The 14,210-nt window shown below is 61.5% G+C and carries 13 protein-coding genes; 10 read left to right on the top strand and 3 right to left on the bottom strand.

The window, feature by feature from the left end:
• Positions 1-12: 12 nt before the first annotated feature.
• Complete coding sequence (gene rocD / locus HER32_RS08840; protein ID WP_168681618.1) at positions 13-1,257, top strand: ornithine--oxo-acid transaminase; 1,245 nt, start codon at positions 13-15, stop codon at positions 1,255-1,257.
• 138 nt (positions 1,258-1,395) lie between these two features.
• Here rocD and HER32_RS08845 read toward each other — a convergent pair whose 3' ends face one another.
• A complete protein-coding gene (locus tag HER32_RS08845) occupies positions 1,396-2,571 on the bottom strand; it encodes a glycosyltransferase family 87 protein (protein ID WP_168681619.1) in 1,176 nt (391 codons plus the stop codon).
• A gap of 246 nt (positions 2,572-2,817) precedes the next feature.
• Between HER32_RS08845 and HER32_RS08850 the strand changes: the two genes are divergently transcribed.
• The 3 genes from HER32_RS08850 (at position 2,818) to hemB (ending at position 4,830) form a co-directional block, all read left to right on the top strand.
• On the top strand, positions 2,818-3,033 hold the full coding sequence (locus HER32_RS08850; protein WP_149069612.1) for a hypothetical protein: 216 nt from the start codon (positions 2,818-2,820) through the stop codon (positions 3,031-3,033).
• A 130-nt stretch (positions 3,034-3,163) separates the two neighbouring features.
• Positions 3,164-3,706: a hypothetical protein gene (locus HER32_RS08855; RefSeq protein ID WP_168681620.1), complete on the top strand. Its 543-nt coding sequence runs from the start codon at positions 3,164-3,166 to the stop codon at positions 3,704-3,706.
• A gap of 131 nt (positions 3,707-3,837) precedes the next feature.
• Positions 3,838-4,830, top strand: coding sequence for a porphobilinogen synthase (gene hemB / locus HER32_RS08860; protein ID WP_168681621.1), 993 nt, complete (start codon positions 3,838-3,840; stop codon positions 4,828-4,830).
• Between the two features lie 299 nt (positions 4,831-5,129).
• On the opposite strand, the gene HER32_RS08865 is transcribed toward hemB, so the two are convergent.
• Positions 5,130-6,566, bottom strand: a complete 1,437-nt coding sequence (locus tag HER32_RS08865) for an APC family permease (protein WP_168681622.1) — start codon at positions 6,564-6,566, stop codon at positions 5,130-5,132.
• A 291-nt stretch (positions 6,567-6,857) separates the two neighbouring features.
• On the opposite strand from HER32_RS08865, the gene HER32_RS08870 reads away from it, so the two are divergent.
• The 6 genes from HER32_RS08870 to HER32_RS08895 all read left to right on the top strand — a co-directional run bounded on the left by HER32_RS08870 (position 6,858) and on the right by HER32_RS08895 (position 12,042).
• Positions 6,858-7,799: a cation diffusion facilitator family transporter gene (locus HER32_RS08870; RefSeq protein WP_168681623.1), complete on the top strand. Its 942-nt coding sequence runs from the start codon at positions 6,858-6,860 to the stop codon at positions 7,797-7,799.
• Between the two features lie 95 nt (positions 7,800-7,894).
• Positions 7,895-9,109, top strand: coding sequence for an amine oxidase (locus tag HER32_RS08875; RefSeq protein WP_168681624.1), 1,215 nt, complete (start codon positions 7,895-7,897; stop codon positions 9,107-9,109).
• A 17-nt stretch (positions 9,110-9,126) separates the two neighbouring features.
• Complete coding sequence (locus HER32_RS08880; RefSeq protein WP_168681625.1) at positions 9,127-9,852, top strand: phospholipase D-like domain-containing protein; 726 nt, start codon at positions 9,127-9,129, stop codon at positions 9,850-9,852.
• 50 nt (positions 9,853-9,902) lie between these two features.
• On the top strand, positions 9,903-10,403 hold the full coding sequence (locus HER32_RS08885) for a methylated-DNA--[protein]-cysteine S-methyltransferase (RefSeq protein WP_149069619.1): 501 nt from the start codon (positions 9,903-9,905) through the stop codon (positions 10,401-10,403).
• A gap of 101 nt (positions 10,404-10,504) precedes the next feature.
• Positions 10,505-11,236, top strand: a complete 732-nt coding sequence (locus HER32_RS08890) for a tetratricopeptide repeat protein (RefSeq protein WP_149069620.1) — start codon at positions 10,505-10,507, stop codon at positions 11,234-11,236.
• Positions 11,237-11,313: 77 nt separating this feature from the next.
• On the top strand, positions 11,314-12,042 hold the full coding sequence (locus HER32_RS08895) for a hypothetical protein (RefSeq protein WP_149069621.1): 729 nt from the start codon (positions 11,314-11,316) through the stop codon (positions 12,040-12,042).
• An 86-nt stretch (positions 12,043-12,128) separates the two neighbouring features.
• On the opposite strand, the gene HER32_RS08900 is transcribed toward HER32_RS08895, so the two are convergent.
• Positions 12,129-14,075: a M4 family metallopeptidase gene (locus HER32_RS08900; protein ID WP_168681626.1), complete on the bottom strand. Its 1,947-nt coding sequence runs from the start codon at positions 14,073-14,075 to the stop codon at positions 12,129-12,131.
• Positions 14,076-14,210 lie beyond the last annotated feature (135 nt).

A 14,210-nucleotide genomic window follows, 5' to 3' on the forward strand; every position in this document is an offset into this window, starting at 1 on the left:
CCCCCTACCCACATGGAAGCTACCTCCACGACTACTGCCCGCAGCCAGGAGCTGATGGCCCTCGAAGACCGTTACGGCGCCCACAACTATCATCCGCTGCCCGTGGTGCTTAGCCGGGGCGAAGGCGTGCACCTGTGGGATGTGGACGGCAAGCACTACTACGATTTCCTCTCGGCTTACTCGGCCGTCAACCAGGGCCACTGCCACCCGCGCATCATCGGGGCCCTCACGGAGCAGGCCCAGAAGCTCACGCTCACTTCGCGCGCCTTCTTCAACGACCAGCTAGGCGCGGCCGAAAAGCAGCTGTGCGAGCTGTTCAACTACGACAAGGCCCTGCTGATGAACTCCGGGGCTGAAGCCGTTGAAACTGCCCTGAAGCTGGCCCGCAAGTGGGGCTACCAGGAGAAAGGCATTGCCCCCAACCAGGCCCGCATCATCGTGGCCGAGCACAACTTCCACGGCCGCACCACCGGCATCATCTCCTTTAGCACCGACCCCGACTCTACGGGCGGCTTCGGGCCCTACACGCCCGGCTACCAAGTAGTGCCCTACGATGATCTGGCGGCTCTGGAAGAAGCCGTGAAGGATCCGCACGTGTGTGGCTTCCTGGTGGAGCCCATTCAGGGCGAGGCCGGCGTGATGGTGCCGTCCGAAGGCTACCTGTCCAAAGCCGCCGCTATCTGTAAGGCCCACCACGTGCTGTTCATTGCCGATGAAATTCAGACCGGCCTGGGCCGCACCGGCGAACTGCTGGCCGTGTGCCACGAAGGCGTGCACGCCGATATTCTGATTCTGGGCAAGGCCCTTAGCGGGGGCGTGTTGCCGGTATCGGCGGTGCTGGCCCGCAACGAGGTGATGCTCACCATTCAGCCCGGGCAACACGGCTCTACGTTCGGCGGCAACCCGCTGGCTTCGGTGGTGCTGCGCGCGGCCCTGGATGTGCTACTGGATGAGAAGCTGACTCAGAATGCCCGTACCCTGGGCGAGGTATTCCGCGAAAGAATGCGCCGCGTGCAGGCCCAGCGCCCCGAGGTGGTAGAACTGGTGCGCGGCAAAGGCTTGCTGAACGCCGTGGTCATTAAGCCCAGCGCCGATGGACGCACTGCCTGGGACGTATGCGTATCGCTGATGGAGCACGGCCTGCTGGCCAAACCCACTCACGGCGACATCATCCGGTTTGCGCCGCCGCTGGTAATTACCGAAGAGCAGATGCACGAAGCCTGCGACCTGATCGAACAGGTGATTCTGGCTTTCTAAACAAAAGATAAGGAGCACGCACAGAAGAAGGCAGCTGCCTTCTTCTGTGCGTGCTCCTTTCTTGCAAGCCGCCGCGCCTGCCCGGACCGCCACAGCAAGGCTATCCTTGCCGTACGGTCCGGGCAGGCGCGGTAGCGTTTAGAGCCCTTCGGACTGGGCAGCGCTGGCCTCAGCCGCTTCCAGCCGGGTACGCCAGCGAGGGTACATGAGCAGCTGCGTTTGTATGACCAGCCAAGCCAGCACCATGGGCACGGCTTTGAGCTTGTACACATCGAAGTAGTTGCGGCGGATGAAGGGCGGCACCAGATCGGTAGCCGACAAGCAGGTGAAAACTACCACGAAGGCAAACAGCCCCCAGCCCCAGGCTAGGGTGCGCCGGTAGCTCAGAAACCAGAGCATGAAGCCGGCCACCGCAATAACGAAGGTGGGCGACTCGGCCATCTGGTTGAAAATCACCACAAAAATCAAAATAGACGCCACGTAGAGGCGCCGGTAGCTGTCCTCTTGCCAGCTGCGCCAGTAGGCCAGCGGCAGCAGCAGCAGCAGCAACCCCAGGGCCTGGACTACCCCTTTGGCCTGAGCTGGTACTCCAAACCACGTTTCCAGGATGCCCATCAACGACAGCTGGATGCCCGTAGCCGAGGCGCGCACGATGCTGTACCAGCCCTGGTAAATCATCTGGAAATCAGCCCAGGACACCACCAGCAGGGGGGCAAAGGCCAGCACCAGAATCCAGAAAACGGCCCATAACCCATTGCGGAAAGGCTGCGGGTACAGCAGGAACAGCAAGCCGATGCCAACACCGTATATCTTGATGAGGGCGGCCAGGGCCACGCACAGCCCGGCCCAGGCATAGTGCTTCTTCTCCAGGTGAATGTAGGTCCAGAGCATGAGCCCCACCAGCAGGCAGTTGGCCTGGCTGTTGTGCAGGGCCGTCATCATGTCTACCAGCACCAGCAGCAGAAACCAGGACTGGCGCCGCTGGTCGGCAAACAGGCGCCGGCCGGCCGTGTAGAGCACTACGCTATTGAGCGTGTTCCAACTGAGCAGCCCCAGCCACGTGGGCAGGTAGGCAAACGCACCCATGAACAGGGCAAACGTAGGGCTGTACTTGTAGGTATCGTAGTAGTACGCGGGGTACTCCAGGTAAAGGTTTTTGCCTTCCAGCAGGTTAAAGAAAGGCTTGACGAAGATCAGGTAGTTGTTATAGGAGCCTTTGAAATAGTGCTGGAAGCTGACTACCACCGTCAGCAGCGCATACAGAATAAGTTGGACCCGTGGGGTAAGCAGGAACTTCAGGCGGCCATTTTGCATGAATAACGGAAAGAAATTGGGCAGGTAAAGATAGAGGATAGAGAATAGGGCCCGGATAACCCAGGTAACACGCACAGCCGCTCGGCTCACTCCACCCTCCGACAAAACCCTTGGCAGTTTTTCAGCGTGCAATTGAACTTGTAGAAGAATAACCACTAATTCAACGGGTAAAGGAACAGTTTGGGCGAATAGCGTAGTTGGGGAGCCGCAAAGCACCGTAGCTTTGTATCGTTTTACTGCTCCCCCATGGCCAACTCTACTCGCTACCTTCTCCTTTTGTGTGTTTCGGCAGTGTCGCTGGCCAGCTGCCAGAGCAGTAAAACTGCTCTGCAGCACCGCTCTACCCAGCCCAGAACCAATGAGCAGGCCGTGGTGCTCATGCACGACTCGCAGGGCCCCGAGCCTACGTCCGTCCTGCTCTCGGCCGACGCCGAGCCTACGCCGCCCCGGAAAAACAACTAGGCATTTCCCGCTCTTCTGATATACTCGCCGCGTTGAACTATTCCTGGTTCGGCGCGGCGCGGTTGCTTTTGGGGCCAACGGGGTGGCAGGGGCTTACGTACCTTGGCCGCAACTATTCCCCTTTTCGTGTATGCCTGGTATTGGTCCCCGTTGGGCCTGGCGCTGCGCCGGCCTGTTTGCCTTGGTAGGGCTGCTGCTCACCGGCTGCCACAGCCAGCAGGCAACTTTTTCTTTTCGGCCAGCGCCCGTAGCGGCCACCCTGCTGCCCACTGCAACGGACACGGTGCCCGGCCCACCGCTGCTGCAGGCATCCATTGAGCCGGCTCCCGCTGCGCCTGTCCGCACTCGTTTGGGCGTTTTTACCAGCCACTCGGCTACAACGGCCATCAATCAGGCCGAAACGAGAAGCGCTGCCCCGGTTGCTTCCCGGCAACAGCCCCAGAAAGCCCTGCGCCGGAGCGCCAAGCCTCAAGACCGGGAACACGATACGCTGCACCTGGTGCTGGGTGGCTTGCTCATTGTTGGCGGGATTCTCGCGGGCTTGCTGCTGGGCGGCTGGCTGGGCCTGGGCGTAGGCGCGCTGATTGTGGTGCTGGGCTACTACTTCCTGGTGATGGGCATCGGGGGCAGCCATGCCTGGCGGGAAGTCTTCCAGGAGTTCTTTAACATGTAGCGCGCTGATGATGCCAGTATAGCGCGTAAGCTCCTTACGCCCTACATATCGGCGACATATCGGCGACGCTCCCGCCTGCAACCTTACCTTTGCCCTGGTTGTTCTCTCCCGTCTTACCAATTGTAACGTCCATGCCGAATCTGCCAACGCACCGGCCCCGCCGCAACCGCAAGTCCGAGGTTATCCGGGATATGGTGCAGGAAACCCGCCTCACCACCCACGATTTTATTTACCCCGTTTTCCTGATTGAAGGCCAGAACCAGAACGTGCCCGTGGCCTCCATGCCGGGCATCAGCCGCTTTTCCGCCGACCTACTCATCGACGAAATCGGGCGGTGCGTGGAGTTGGGCGTGAAGGCCTTTGCGCCGTTTCCCAGCATCAACGACGCGCTAAAGGACCGGCTGGCCCGCGAATCGGCCAACCCCGAGGGGCTGTACCTGAAAACCGTGGCCCATATCAAGCGCCAGTTCCCCGACGTGGTTCTGATGACCGACGTGGCCATGGACCCCTACTCCTCCGACGGGCACGATGGCGTGGTGGATGCGGAGTCGGGCGAAATCCTGAACGACGCTACCCTGGAAGTGCTGGGGCAGATGGCCCTGGCCCAGGCCCGCGCCGGCGCCGACATCATCGGGCCCTCCGACATGATGGATGGCCGCGTGGCCTGGATCCGGGAAGTGCTCGATCAGAACGCCTTCTCGCACGTGAGCATCATGAGCTACACGGCCAAGTACGCCTCAGCTTTCTACGGCCCCTTCCGCGACGCCCTGGACTCGGCCCCCAAGAAGGGTGACAAGAAAAGCTACCAGATGAACCCGGCCAACCGCCGCGAGGCCCTGCGCGAGCTGGCCCTCGACGAAGCCGAAGGCGCCGACATGGTGATGGTAAAGCCCGCTCTGAGCTACCTCGACGTGATTCTGGACGTGAAAACGCACACCAACCTGCCTGTGACAGCCTACAACGTGTCGGGCGAGTACGCCATGGTGAAGGCCGCTGCCCAGAACGGCTGGCTCGACGGAGAGCGGACCATGATGGAAGTGCTGACCAGCATCAAGCGCGCCGGCGCCGACGCCATCCTGACCTACTTCGCCAAGGAAGCTGCGGCCGTGCTGCGCCGGGGATAGTCGCCACCGCATTATTCCAGTGAAAAACGCCCGACATCAAACCAGATGTCGGGCGTTTGCTTTTAATGTTACAGTCGGGAAACCGGTAGCAGCACCCGGAGCCACCGGCGTTACACCCGAAACCGTTGGAACCAGGGACGGAACGGTTGGTACCGAACCCGGAACACCTGAATCTAAGGCCGGAACGATTGGCGCTACACACGGAACGACTGGAACAAAGGACGGAACGACCGGCGCTACACCCGGAACCGTTGGAACCAAGGCCGGAACGATTGGAACATAAGCCGGAACGACTGGCGCTACACCCGGGGATTTTGGTAACCAGAACCGGGGATTTTGGGTAAAAACGGCCACCGGCCAAGCCTCCGACTCCAGAGCAGGAACACTACGGTACCCAGCCCCATCATAAGCACGGCGCCCAACTGGAAGGGCAGCACCCGGCCCGGCAGCCCGGCCCAGGCCAGCGGCACCCCATCCTGAATGCTGTAGAACATCCAGAGCCATACGGCCACGGCCACGATGACCGGCAGCGGGTAGAGCGGCATGCGGAACGGCAGGCCCACCGTGCCTCGGCGCCGGCGCAGCAACACCAGCCCCACGGCCTGCCCCACGAATTGCACCAGGATGCGCATGGCCAGGATGGCGCTGATGACTTCGCCCAGTTTAAACAGCAAGCTGAACACGAAGCCCAGCCCGCCCAGTAGCAGCAACGACACGTGCGGAAACTGCTTGGTGGGGTGGGTGCGGCCGAACAGGGGCAGAAACTCCCCATCGGCGGCGGCGGCGTAGGGAATGCGGGAGTAGCCCAGCAGCACGGCAAACAGGGAGGCAAACGCCACCCACAGCACCAGCGCCGTGGCGGCTTTGGCGGCAGCGGCCCCGTAAAGCTTCTCCACGAACGTACTCACGATGAACTCGGAGTGCTGGGCCTCCTGCCAGGGAATGACGGTGCCCACGCTCCAGTTGAGAAGCAGGTACAGGGCCATGATGCCCAGAATGCTCAGGAAGATGCTGCGGGGAATGAGCTTGTGCGGCTCCTTTACCTCGCCCCCCAGGTGGCACACGTTGTAGTAGCCCAGGTAGCTGTAGATGGTCTTGACGGCAGCCTGCCCCATAGCGGCGGAAAGCAGCACGCCCGGCAAGGCTGAAAACCCGCCTTCGGGCAGCCAGGCCACCGCATGCTCGGCGTGCGTGACACCTCCGAAGATTAGCCAGCCCATGAGCCCCAGCACGCCCACCCAGAGCATCACGCCCAGCTTGCCAATGGCCTCGATGCGGCGGTAGAGCAGGGCAATGAGCAGCAGCACCACCACCCCCGACACCAGCTTGGGCTGCCACCACTCGGTGAGTGGCACGAGGTAGCCGAAGTACTGCGCGAAGCCGATAGCGCCCGAAGCCACCACCAGCGGGGCCTGAATGAGCGTCTGCCACACGTAGAGAAACGACAGCAGCCGGCCCCAGGTATGCTCGCCGTAGGCCAGCTTGAGGAAGCGGTAGGACCCGCCCGCCTCGGGATAGGCCGCGCCCAGCTCACTCCAGATCAGCCCATCCACCAAACTCAAGCCCGCACCCACCAGCCAGGCCAGCAGAAAGTTCGGCCCCATGAACCCCATCACCAGTGGTAGCGTGACAAATGGCCCGATGCCCACCATATCAATCATGTTGAGGGCGGTGGCTTGCAGCAAACCGAGGCGGCGGTGGAGGGGCGCTGAGGCCGGAGTAGCAGTTTTGGTCATAGGGCAGTAAAAGCCGGACAAAAGCAGAATGTTCGGGCCAGGGCACAAACCCCGGCCGGGAAGGCCCGTACCACCGGGGCCGGCAACCAATTGGCTATGGCAGTACTTTTCTGGCCGACTGAGTGGTAGTCGGGCATCCAGGAGCCAATGTAGCCATTGCGGCAGCTAAAACTGCCGATACCGGACCGGGGCGCAGGCGGCACAGCATCCTGCGGCCGCTTTTACCTTCAGGCCCGCAGCTACTTTTCGGCTAACCGTACGTATCAGCAGGCATTCGTTTTTTGTTCCTTTATGGCAAACCCCAACTCCTCAAAATCCGCGCTCTACGGCGGCCTCGTGGCCAACATTGGCATTGCGCTCAGCAAGTTTGTGGCGGCGTACTTCACGCGCAGCTCGGCTATGCTGTCGGAGGGTATTCACTCCCTGGTCGACAGCGGCAACGCGATTCTGCTGCTTTACGGCGTAAGCCAGAGCCAGAAGCCGGCCGACGCCCGCCACCCGTTTGGGCGCTCCAAGGAGCTGTATTTCTGGGGACTGATTGTGGCCGTGCTGATTTTTGCCATCGGCGGCGGCATGTCGTTCTACGAAGGCATCAAGCACATTGAGCACCCCGAGCCCCTCACCGACCCGCTCTGGAACTACTTAGTACTAGGCATTGCCATCGGCTTCGAGGGCTGGGCTTTTTGGCTGGCCGCCAAGGCTCTGAGGCAACAAAACACCGACGCCAACGCGGGGTTCTGGTCGATCCTGCGCCGCAGCAAGGACCCGGCCGTATTTGCTTCCGTGCTCGAAAACCTGGCGGCCCTGCTTGGTCTGGTCATTGCGCTGCTGGGCGTGTATTTCGGCCATGCGCTCAACAACCCCTTCCTGGATGGGGCCGCTTCCATTGCCATTGGCGTGCTGCTGATGCTGGTGGCCGTGTTTCTGGTGAGCCGCACCAAGGGCCTGCTGGTGGGTGAGGGCGTGGACGAGGAAACGCTGCTGGGCTTGCAGGAAATTGCCCGCAGCCAGCCCGCCGTGGAGCACATCCGCCCCCCGCTCACCATGTACCTCGGCCCCCAGGACGTGATGATGGCCCTCGACGTGGAGTTCCGCGACAAGTTGACGGCCGTAGAAGTAGAGCAGGCCATCGACCAGCTGCAGGATGCCATCCGGGCCAAATACCCGTACGTGCAGCGCATTTTCGTGGAGGCCAAGGCCGTGTCGGCCCGCCAGCGCCAGGAGCAGTCTTAGCCGTTGCCCCTAACCTTCCGGTCCCTTTCCCGGTAAACGTCAGCTAACTCGGCTCCAGTCAGGGGCTGTTTGTCTTTTCCCTTTATGCCGTGCCTATGTCTGTTCCTACGCCCACGCACAACCCTTTTCAGTCTTTTTGGATGGCTGGTTACGAGTGTACCGACCAGCAAAACTGCTTTGGCCACCGGGTAGACTTCCTCCCGCTCACGGGCCACTTGCAGCTGATTGAGCAGGATTACCAGGACCTGCAGTCGTTTAATCTGGGCACCGTGCGCGAAGGCATCCGCTGGAGCCAAGTGGAGAAAGCGCCGTATCAGTACGACTGGAGCACCGTAGCCGCTATGCTGGCGGCCGGGCAGCGCAACGGTATTCAGCAGGTGTGGGACCTGTGCCACTTCGGCTACCCCGACGACCTGACGCCCCTACACCCGATGTTTGCGCGGCGGTTTGCAGCCTTATGCCGGGCCTTCGTGGCTTTCTACCGCAGCGTGCGGCCTGCCGATGAACTGATTGTGACGCCCATCAACGAGGTGAGCTTTATGAGCTGGCTGGGCGGCGATGCCCGCGGCACCGTGCCCTACTGCGTAGGCCAGGGCTGGGAAGTAAAGTATGGCCTCATGCGCGCCTACATTGAAGGCGTGGCGGCCCTGCGGGAGGCCGACCCTACCGTGCGCATCATGACCACCGAGCCGCTGATTCATATTGTGCCGCCCCTGAACGCCAGCCGCGCCGACAAGCAGCGGGCCAAAGAGTTTACCGAGCACCAGTTTCAGGCCGTGGACATGCTCTGCGGCCGCATGTGCCCCGAGCTGGGCGGCAAGCCCGAGTACCTCGATATTCTGGGCTTCAACTACTACTACAACAACCAGTGGGAGCTGCATACCCACCACCGCCTCAACTGGGTGAATGAGCCCTATGACCCGCGCTGGAAGCCCATGAGTGCCCTGCTGCGCATGGCCTATAAGCGTTACCGTAAGCCCATTGTGCTCAGCGAAACCAGCCACCCGGGTATGGACCGCCCCTCCTGGATGCAGATGGTGGGCGAGGAGTGCGCGCAGGTACTTCGCCAGGGCATTCCGCTCTGGGGCGTGTGCCTGTACCCCATCCTCGACCGGCCCGACTGGGACCACCTCGACCGGGACTGGCACCGCTCTGGCCTCTGGGATGCCGTACTGCGCCCTGATGGTCCGCCGGTGCGGGTACTGCACGAGCCCTACGCCGAGGCCCTGCGGGAAGCCCAGGCGCTGGTGGAGCCCTGGCTGACCACCGCCCCGGCTGCCACCGAACTTGCTACCCTCTCCGCTCTCTGATTTTTTAGTTGCCTGCTATGTCTGCTTCCTCGCACGAGCTGCTTGCGCTGTTTCGGCAGTCCTTTGCCGACAATACCCTCTCAGCCGAAGAAGCCCGCCAGCTGCGGGCCCAGCTGGCAGCGCATGGGCAGCAGGGCAATGCCCTGGACGAATTGCGGCACCAGTTGTTTGCCGTCGTGCGGGAGCGGTTCAACACCCTCCCCGACAAAGCGGCTATTGACTGGCTGGAGGCGGCCGGCGCCCTGCTCATGCCACTGGCCGCCGCGCCGTCCACGCATACCGAAGTGTACTTCAGCCCGCTGGATGACTGTACCGATGCCATCCGGCGCTTTATTCAGCGGGCCGCGCACTCCCTGCAGGTGTGCGTTTTCACCATTTCCGACGACCGGATTACCGATGCCCTGCTGGCGGCGCACCGCCGCGGGGTGCGGGTGCAGCTGCTTACCGACAACGAGAAGCTCTACGATAAAGGCTCCGACATCCGGCAGCTGCACGCGGCGGGCATTCCGATTCACCTCGATGCCACGGCCAACCACATGCACCACAAGTTTGCCGTAGCCGATGGCCGCTCCGTACTGACCGGGAGCTATAACTGGACGCGTTCCGCCTCGCTCTACAACCACGAAAACCTGCTCATCACCGACGACCCGGAAGCTATTCGCAGCTACCAGCAAGAGTTTGAGCGTCTCTGGGCTGAGCTTCCCCCCATGCCGCCGCCTGTAGGCAAAGACCAAGCAGAATAGTCGTAAAAGCGCGACCTTCGGGCCATTCTTTGTCCGTTGCGCATTCTTCTATGGCATCTTTGGCCTGTGCTTCGTTGGTTTCGCCGGTAGGCTTGCTGGAGCTGCGGGGCTCCGAGGCTGGTCTGCAGGCAGTTGAGTTTGTGCGGTTGCCCACCGAGCCCGCTACCTCCACTCCACCCCGCGAGGTAGCCACCTGTCTCAAGCCGGCTTACGAGCAGCTGCGGGCCTACTTCGGGCGCGAGCTGCGCGACTTTGACCTCACGTACGATCCGGCCCTGGGCACGGAGTTCCAGCGGCAGGTGTGGCAGCAGCTCACGTATATTCCCTACGGGCAAACCATTTCCTACCTCACCGTGGCCCACCGCCTGGGCAACCCACTGGCGGTACGGGCCGTGGGCGCGGCCAATGGGCAGAACCCCCTGGCCATTGTGGTGCCCTGCCACCGCGTGATTGGGGCCAATGGCCGCCTGACGGGCTACGCCGGGGGCCTGATGCGCAAAAAATGGCTGCTGGATTTCGAGCAGCCGCCCCGGCAGACCACCTTGTTTTAGTTGGCTCCGGCAAGTCGATTTGCTTTTTCTCCGGGTAGTATATTTGTCGGAACGCGTTGGGAGCTTGCAACCTCCCGGCTGGTTTCCTGACCCATATCCTCATGAAAAAACTCCTGTTGAGCAGCACTCTGTTGCTCGCCTGCTTGCTGAACCTGACGCCGGCCTCAGCCCAGAAAGTTAAGATAAAGCAGAAAGCCGGGGCCAGCACGCTCTCCGATGCCGCCCGCCGCACACTGGCACTTTTCGGGGGCGTTTCCGCCACCGAAGCGGAGCGTCTGGCCGGCCCTGCTATTATGGCCGATGCTACGCGCAGCTTCGCCTCACGCACCGAGGCCAGCCGGTTTTTCTCTGAGAAAGGCTTCGAATACCTGGCCGAAAACCAACCCGATACGGCCATGTACCGCTTTAACCTGGCCTGGGCCCTCGACCCGCGCAACCCCGATGCCTTGCGCGGGCAGGCTGTGGTGCTGAGCCAGCGCAACGTCCCGCCTACCGAAATCATGCCCCTGGTGCAGCAAGGACTCGTGCTGGCGCCCAACAACGCGGCCCTGCTGGGCGACCTGGGCACGCTGCAGTTGTTGCAGTATAGCATCAGCAAAAAGAAGCGCGACCTCACCGAGGCCGTAGCCACGCTGGAGCATGCCACCCAGCTGCAACCCACCAACGGAGCCGCCTGGAACCAGCTGGCACATGCCTACTACAGCCAGGAGAAGTATGCCGAAGCCTGGCAGGCCGTGCACGCTACCCAGAAAGCCAATATGGCCCTCGTGGATTTCAACCTGGTAAGTGAGCTGATGAGCAAGCTCCCCGACCCCCAGGGCACGTTCAAATAAAACCGGCGTTCCATGCGTTGGGCAACGACCGGGGCCCGGCTGGCGTATGCCGGGCCATTACCAAGCATTTCCTGCCCGTGAATTTTCGTTTTCTTCTTGTTGCTACGCTGGCTGCTTTTGCCGCTCCTGCGGCCGTTGCGCAAAGTCCAAACCACGGCAAACGCCACTATAACCACCAGTCCCGACCTTATTACCGCGGCCCGGTTCGGTTCACATTTGGTGGCGGCATCACCTATTACAATGGCGACCTGACCGGCTCCCTTGCCGAAAACTTTATCGGCCCCGCTATCAGCGCCGGGGTGCTCTACAAGCTTTATCCGGGCCTGCAGGTGGGGGGCGAGTTTACTTATTTTCAGCTAGGCGCCAAAGACCAGTTACCTTCCCGCGGACTGGCTTTCCGGGGCCGGAATGCCTCCCTGATTGCGCAGGCCCGCCTGAGTCTCCTGCGCGACCCCGCCGACTTTTCGGATGGCACGGGCGTACCGGCGGTAATCAAACCCTACCTGCGCTTTGGCGTGGGAGCACTGCTGTATAGCCCGGAGTCCTACCAGGGCACCGAGCGCCCCACCAGTAACACCAACTTTGGCTCCCCCGAGCGCAACGACTACCCCGCCACCGCCCTGATTGCCCCGGTGGGACTGGGCCTGTCGGTGCGAGCTTCCCGTCGGGTAAGCGTCGCCCTGGAGGGTACTTACTTCTTCACCACCACCGACCACCTTGACGATGTAAGCACCCGTGCCAATCCGGCCCGCAATGATGGCTATGGCCTTCTGGAACTTAAAGCAGAATACGCCTTACGCCCGTAAGGCAGCAGCTGAGGAAGTTACTACTAAACAGAAAAAAGGGCCTTCACCAATGGTAAAGGCCCTTTTTTCTTAAGAGAAGCCGTTAGTTATTTCTTCTCGAAACGCTGACGGAAGGTTTGCTCTCCGTCGCTGGCCGATACGATGTACAGGCCCTGCGCCAGGCGGCTGATATCCAGCGTGCCGTTGCCGTTGTAGCGGGCACCGCTTACCGTAGCGCCGCGCATGTCAACCACGCGCACGTTGCTCAGCGAACCAGCGTGACGCAACGAGAGCGTCAGCTCATTGGTAGCCGGCACCGGGAATACATCCAGCCCTTTAACGGCAGCCACGATACCCGTATTAACGGCAGGTGCCGACGTAGTGCCGGAAGCGGCCAGTGCAGCTGCTGAGCCTACGCCTACGGCGTACCAGGCGTTGGTCACGGAGGTTACCTGCGTAGAGCCGGCCCCGTACAAGTCGGTAGCGGCCTGAATGCTGGCCGTGCGGGCGTTGGCGTAGGTGGCCGACGCCGTGAGGTACACGCTTTCTGTGCGGAAGGCAATTTTAGCGGCGGCATCCATGCCCAGGCCCGTTACCGAGAAGCTCTGACCTTTTTCGTTGGTGCCGGTTTTGCCCTGGGCAATCAGGTAGAACCAGTAGTTGAGTACCCCCGAGTTCGTGTGCACGCCGCCGTTGTCGGAAGTACCCGTGTACCACTTCAGTCCTTTGTAGTAAGCCGGCTGGCCCAAGGAGTTCGGGTCGCTCATGGAGCGCAGGGCTACCTGCTGCTTGTCGATTTCCTCGCCGATGAGCCAGGTGTTCTTAGCCTTCACTCCACCGGAGGTAGCGCCCAGGTTCGATACGGCATACGCCTCCACGGCAGCCCCCCAGATGTCGGAGAAGCCTTCGTTCATAGCGCCCGACTCGTTGGAGTAGACCAGGTTAGCGGTGTTTTCGCACACGGCGTGGCCGATTTCGTGGCCGCAAACGTCCAGCGAGGTCAGGGGGCGGAAGCGCGTGGCCCCGTCGCCGTAGGTCATTACCGAACCGTTCCAGTAGGCATTTTCGTAGCTGCGGCCGTAGTGCACGTAGCTCTTGATTTTGGCGCCGGCGTTATCGTACGAGTTGCGGCCATGCACGTTTTTCCAGTAGTCGTACGTGGCCTGGGCCCCAAAGTGCGCGTCGCCGGCCACATTGTCGAAGCTGGCGTTATTGTATTCGGCGGCCGTCCAGTTGTTGTCGGCGTCGATGAAGTCTACGGCCCGGCTGTACTGCTGGCCCTTCTTCATGTTGTAGGTTTCGATGCCGAGGCCACGCGTCAGCTCCCGCAGGCGGTAGCCACCCGTTGCCGTTTCGTCGGCCAGGGAGCGGCTACCGCTGTAGGCGGTAGCAAACGTAGCAGTAGCCCCAGCGTGCTTGATGATGTCGTTTTTCAGGACGATTTCACCCGAGCGGGCATCTACGTAGATAAGAGCGCGGCTCACGGGCGCCTGGGCATATACGTCGAACTTGTAGGCCAGGGTCGGCTTGCCGGCCGAAGCGCCTCGGCCCAGCTCGTTGCGCACAATCACCAACTCCCCTTTGGGCTTGTAGCTGGCCTTGGGGTTGCTGGTTTCCTTCCGCAGATGGGCCTCTTCTTCGGCATCCTGCCACATAAACTTATCGGCGCCTACGAAGGCCGTAGCCCGGGCCAGGGCCTGTGCTTCCGACAGGGCGGGCGCCGTGCTTACTTTTTCCAGCCCCCGCTCCAAGCGGCCGTTGATTACTTCGACGGCCCCCTGACGGGCGTGCAGCAGGTAAGCTCCGTGCTCTACTTTGTAGCCTTTGTAGTACTGCTGGTAACGCTCGTTCACAAAGCCCAGCTCATCCTGCTGGCTCTGGCTGCGCACCAGCGACTCGTCTTTCAGCAGGCCCAGTTGCTCGCGGAACATCTGCTGCGCTTCCGCCGCCTTGTAGGACCGGCCGGGTGCGAAGGAAATCAGCTCGGGCTGCCCGTCAGCCGATGTTACCCGCTGCTTCACCCGCTCGTTGCCCTGGGCTTGAGCGTCAGACACAGAAATCAATCCACCAAGCGCGAGCAAGGCTGCTACTGAGTACTTCTTTTGCATGTTGAAAGGAGGTTGGGGTGATGTAGAAAAATGAACCCGTCCAATTTTGTCAGTAAGAGAGTTAACGATTGTTCGGGCATA

This window comes from Hymenobacter sp. BT18, from assembly GCF_012273015.1.
GTDB classification, from domain to species: Bacteria; Bacteroidota; Bacteroidia; order Cytophagales; family Hymenobacteraceae; genus Hymenobacter; species Hymenobacter lutimineralis.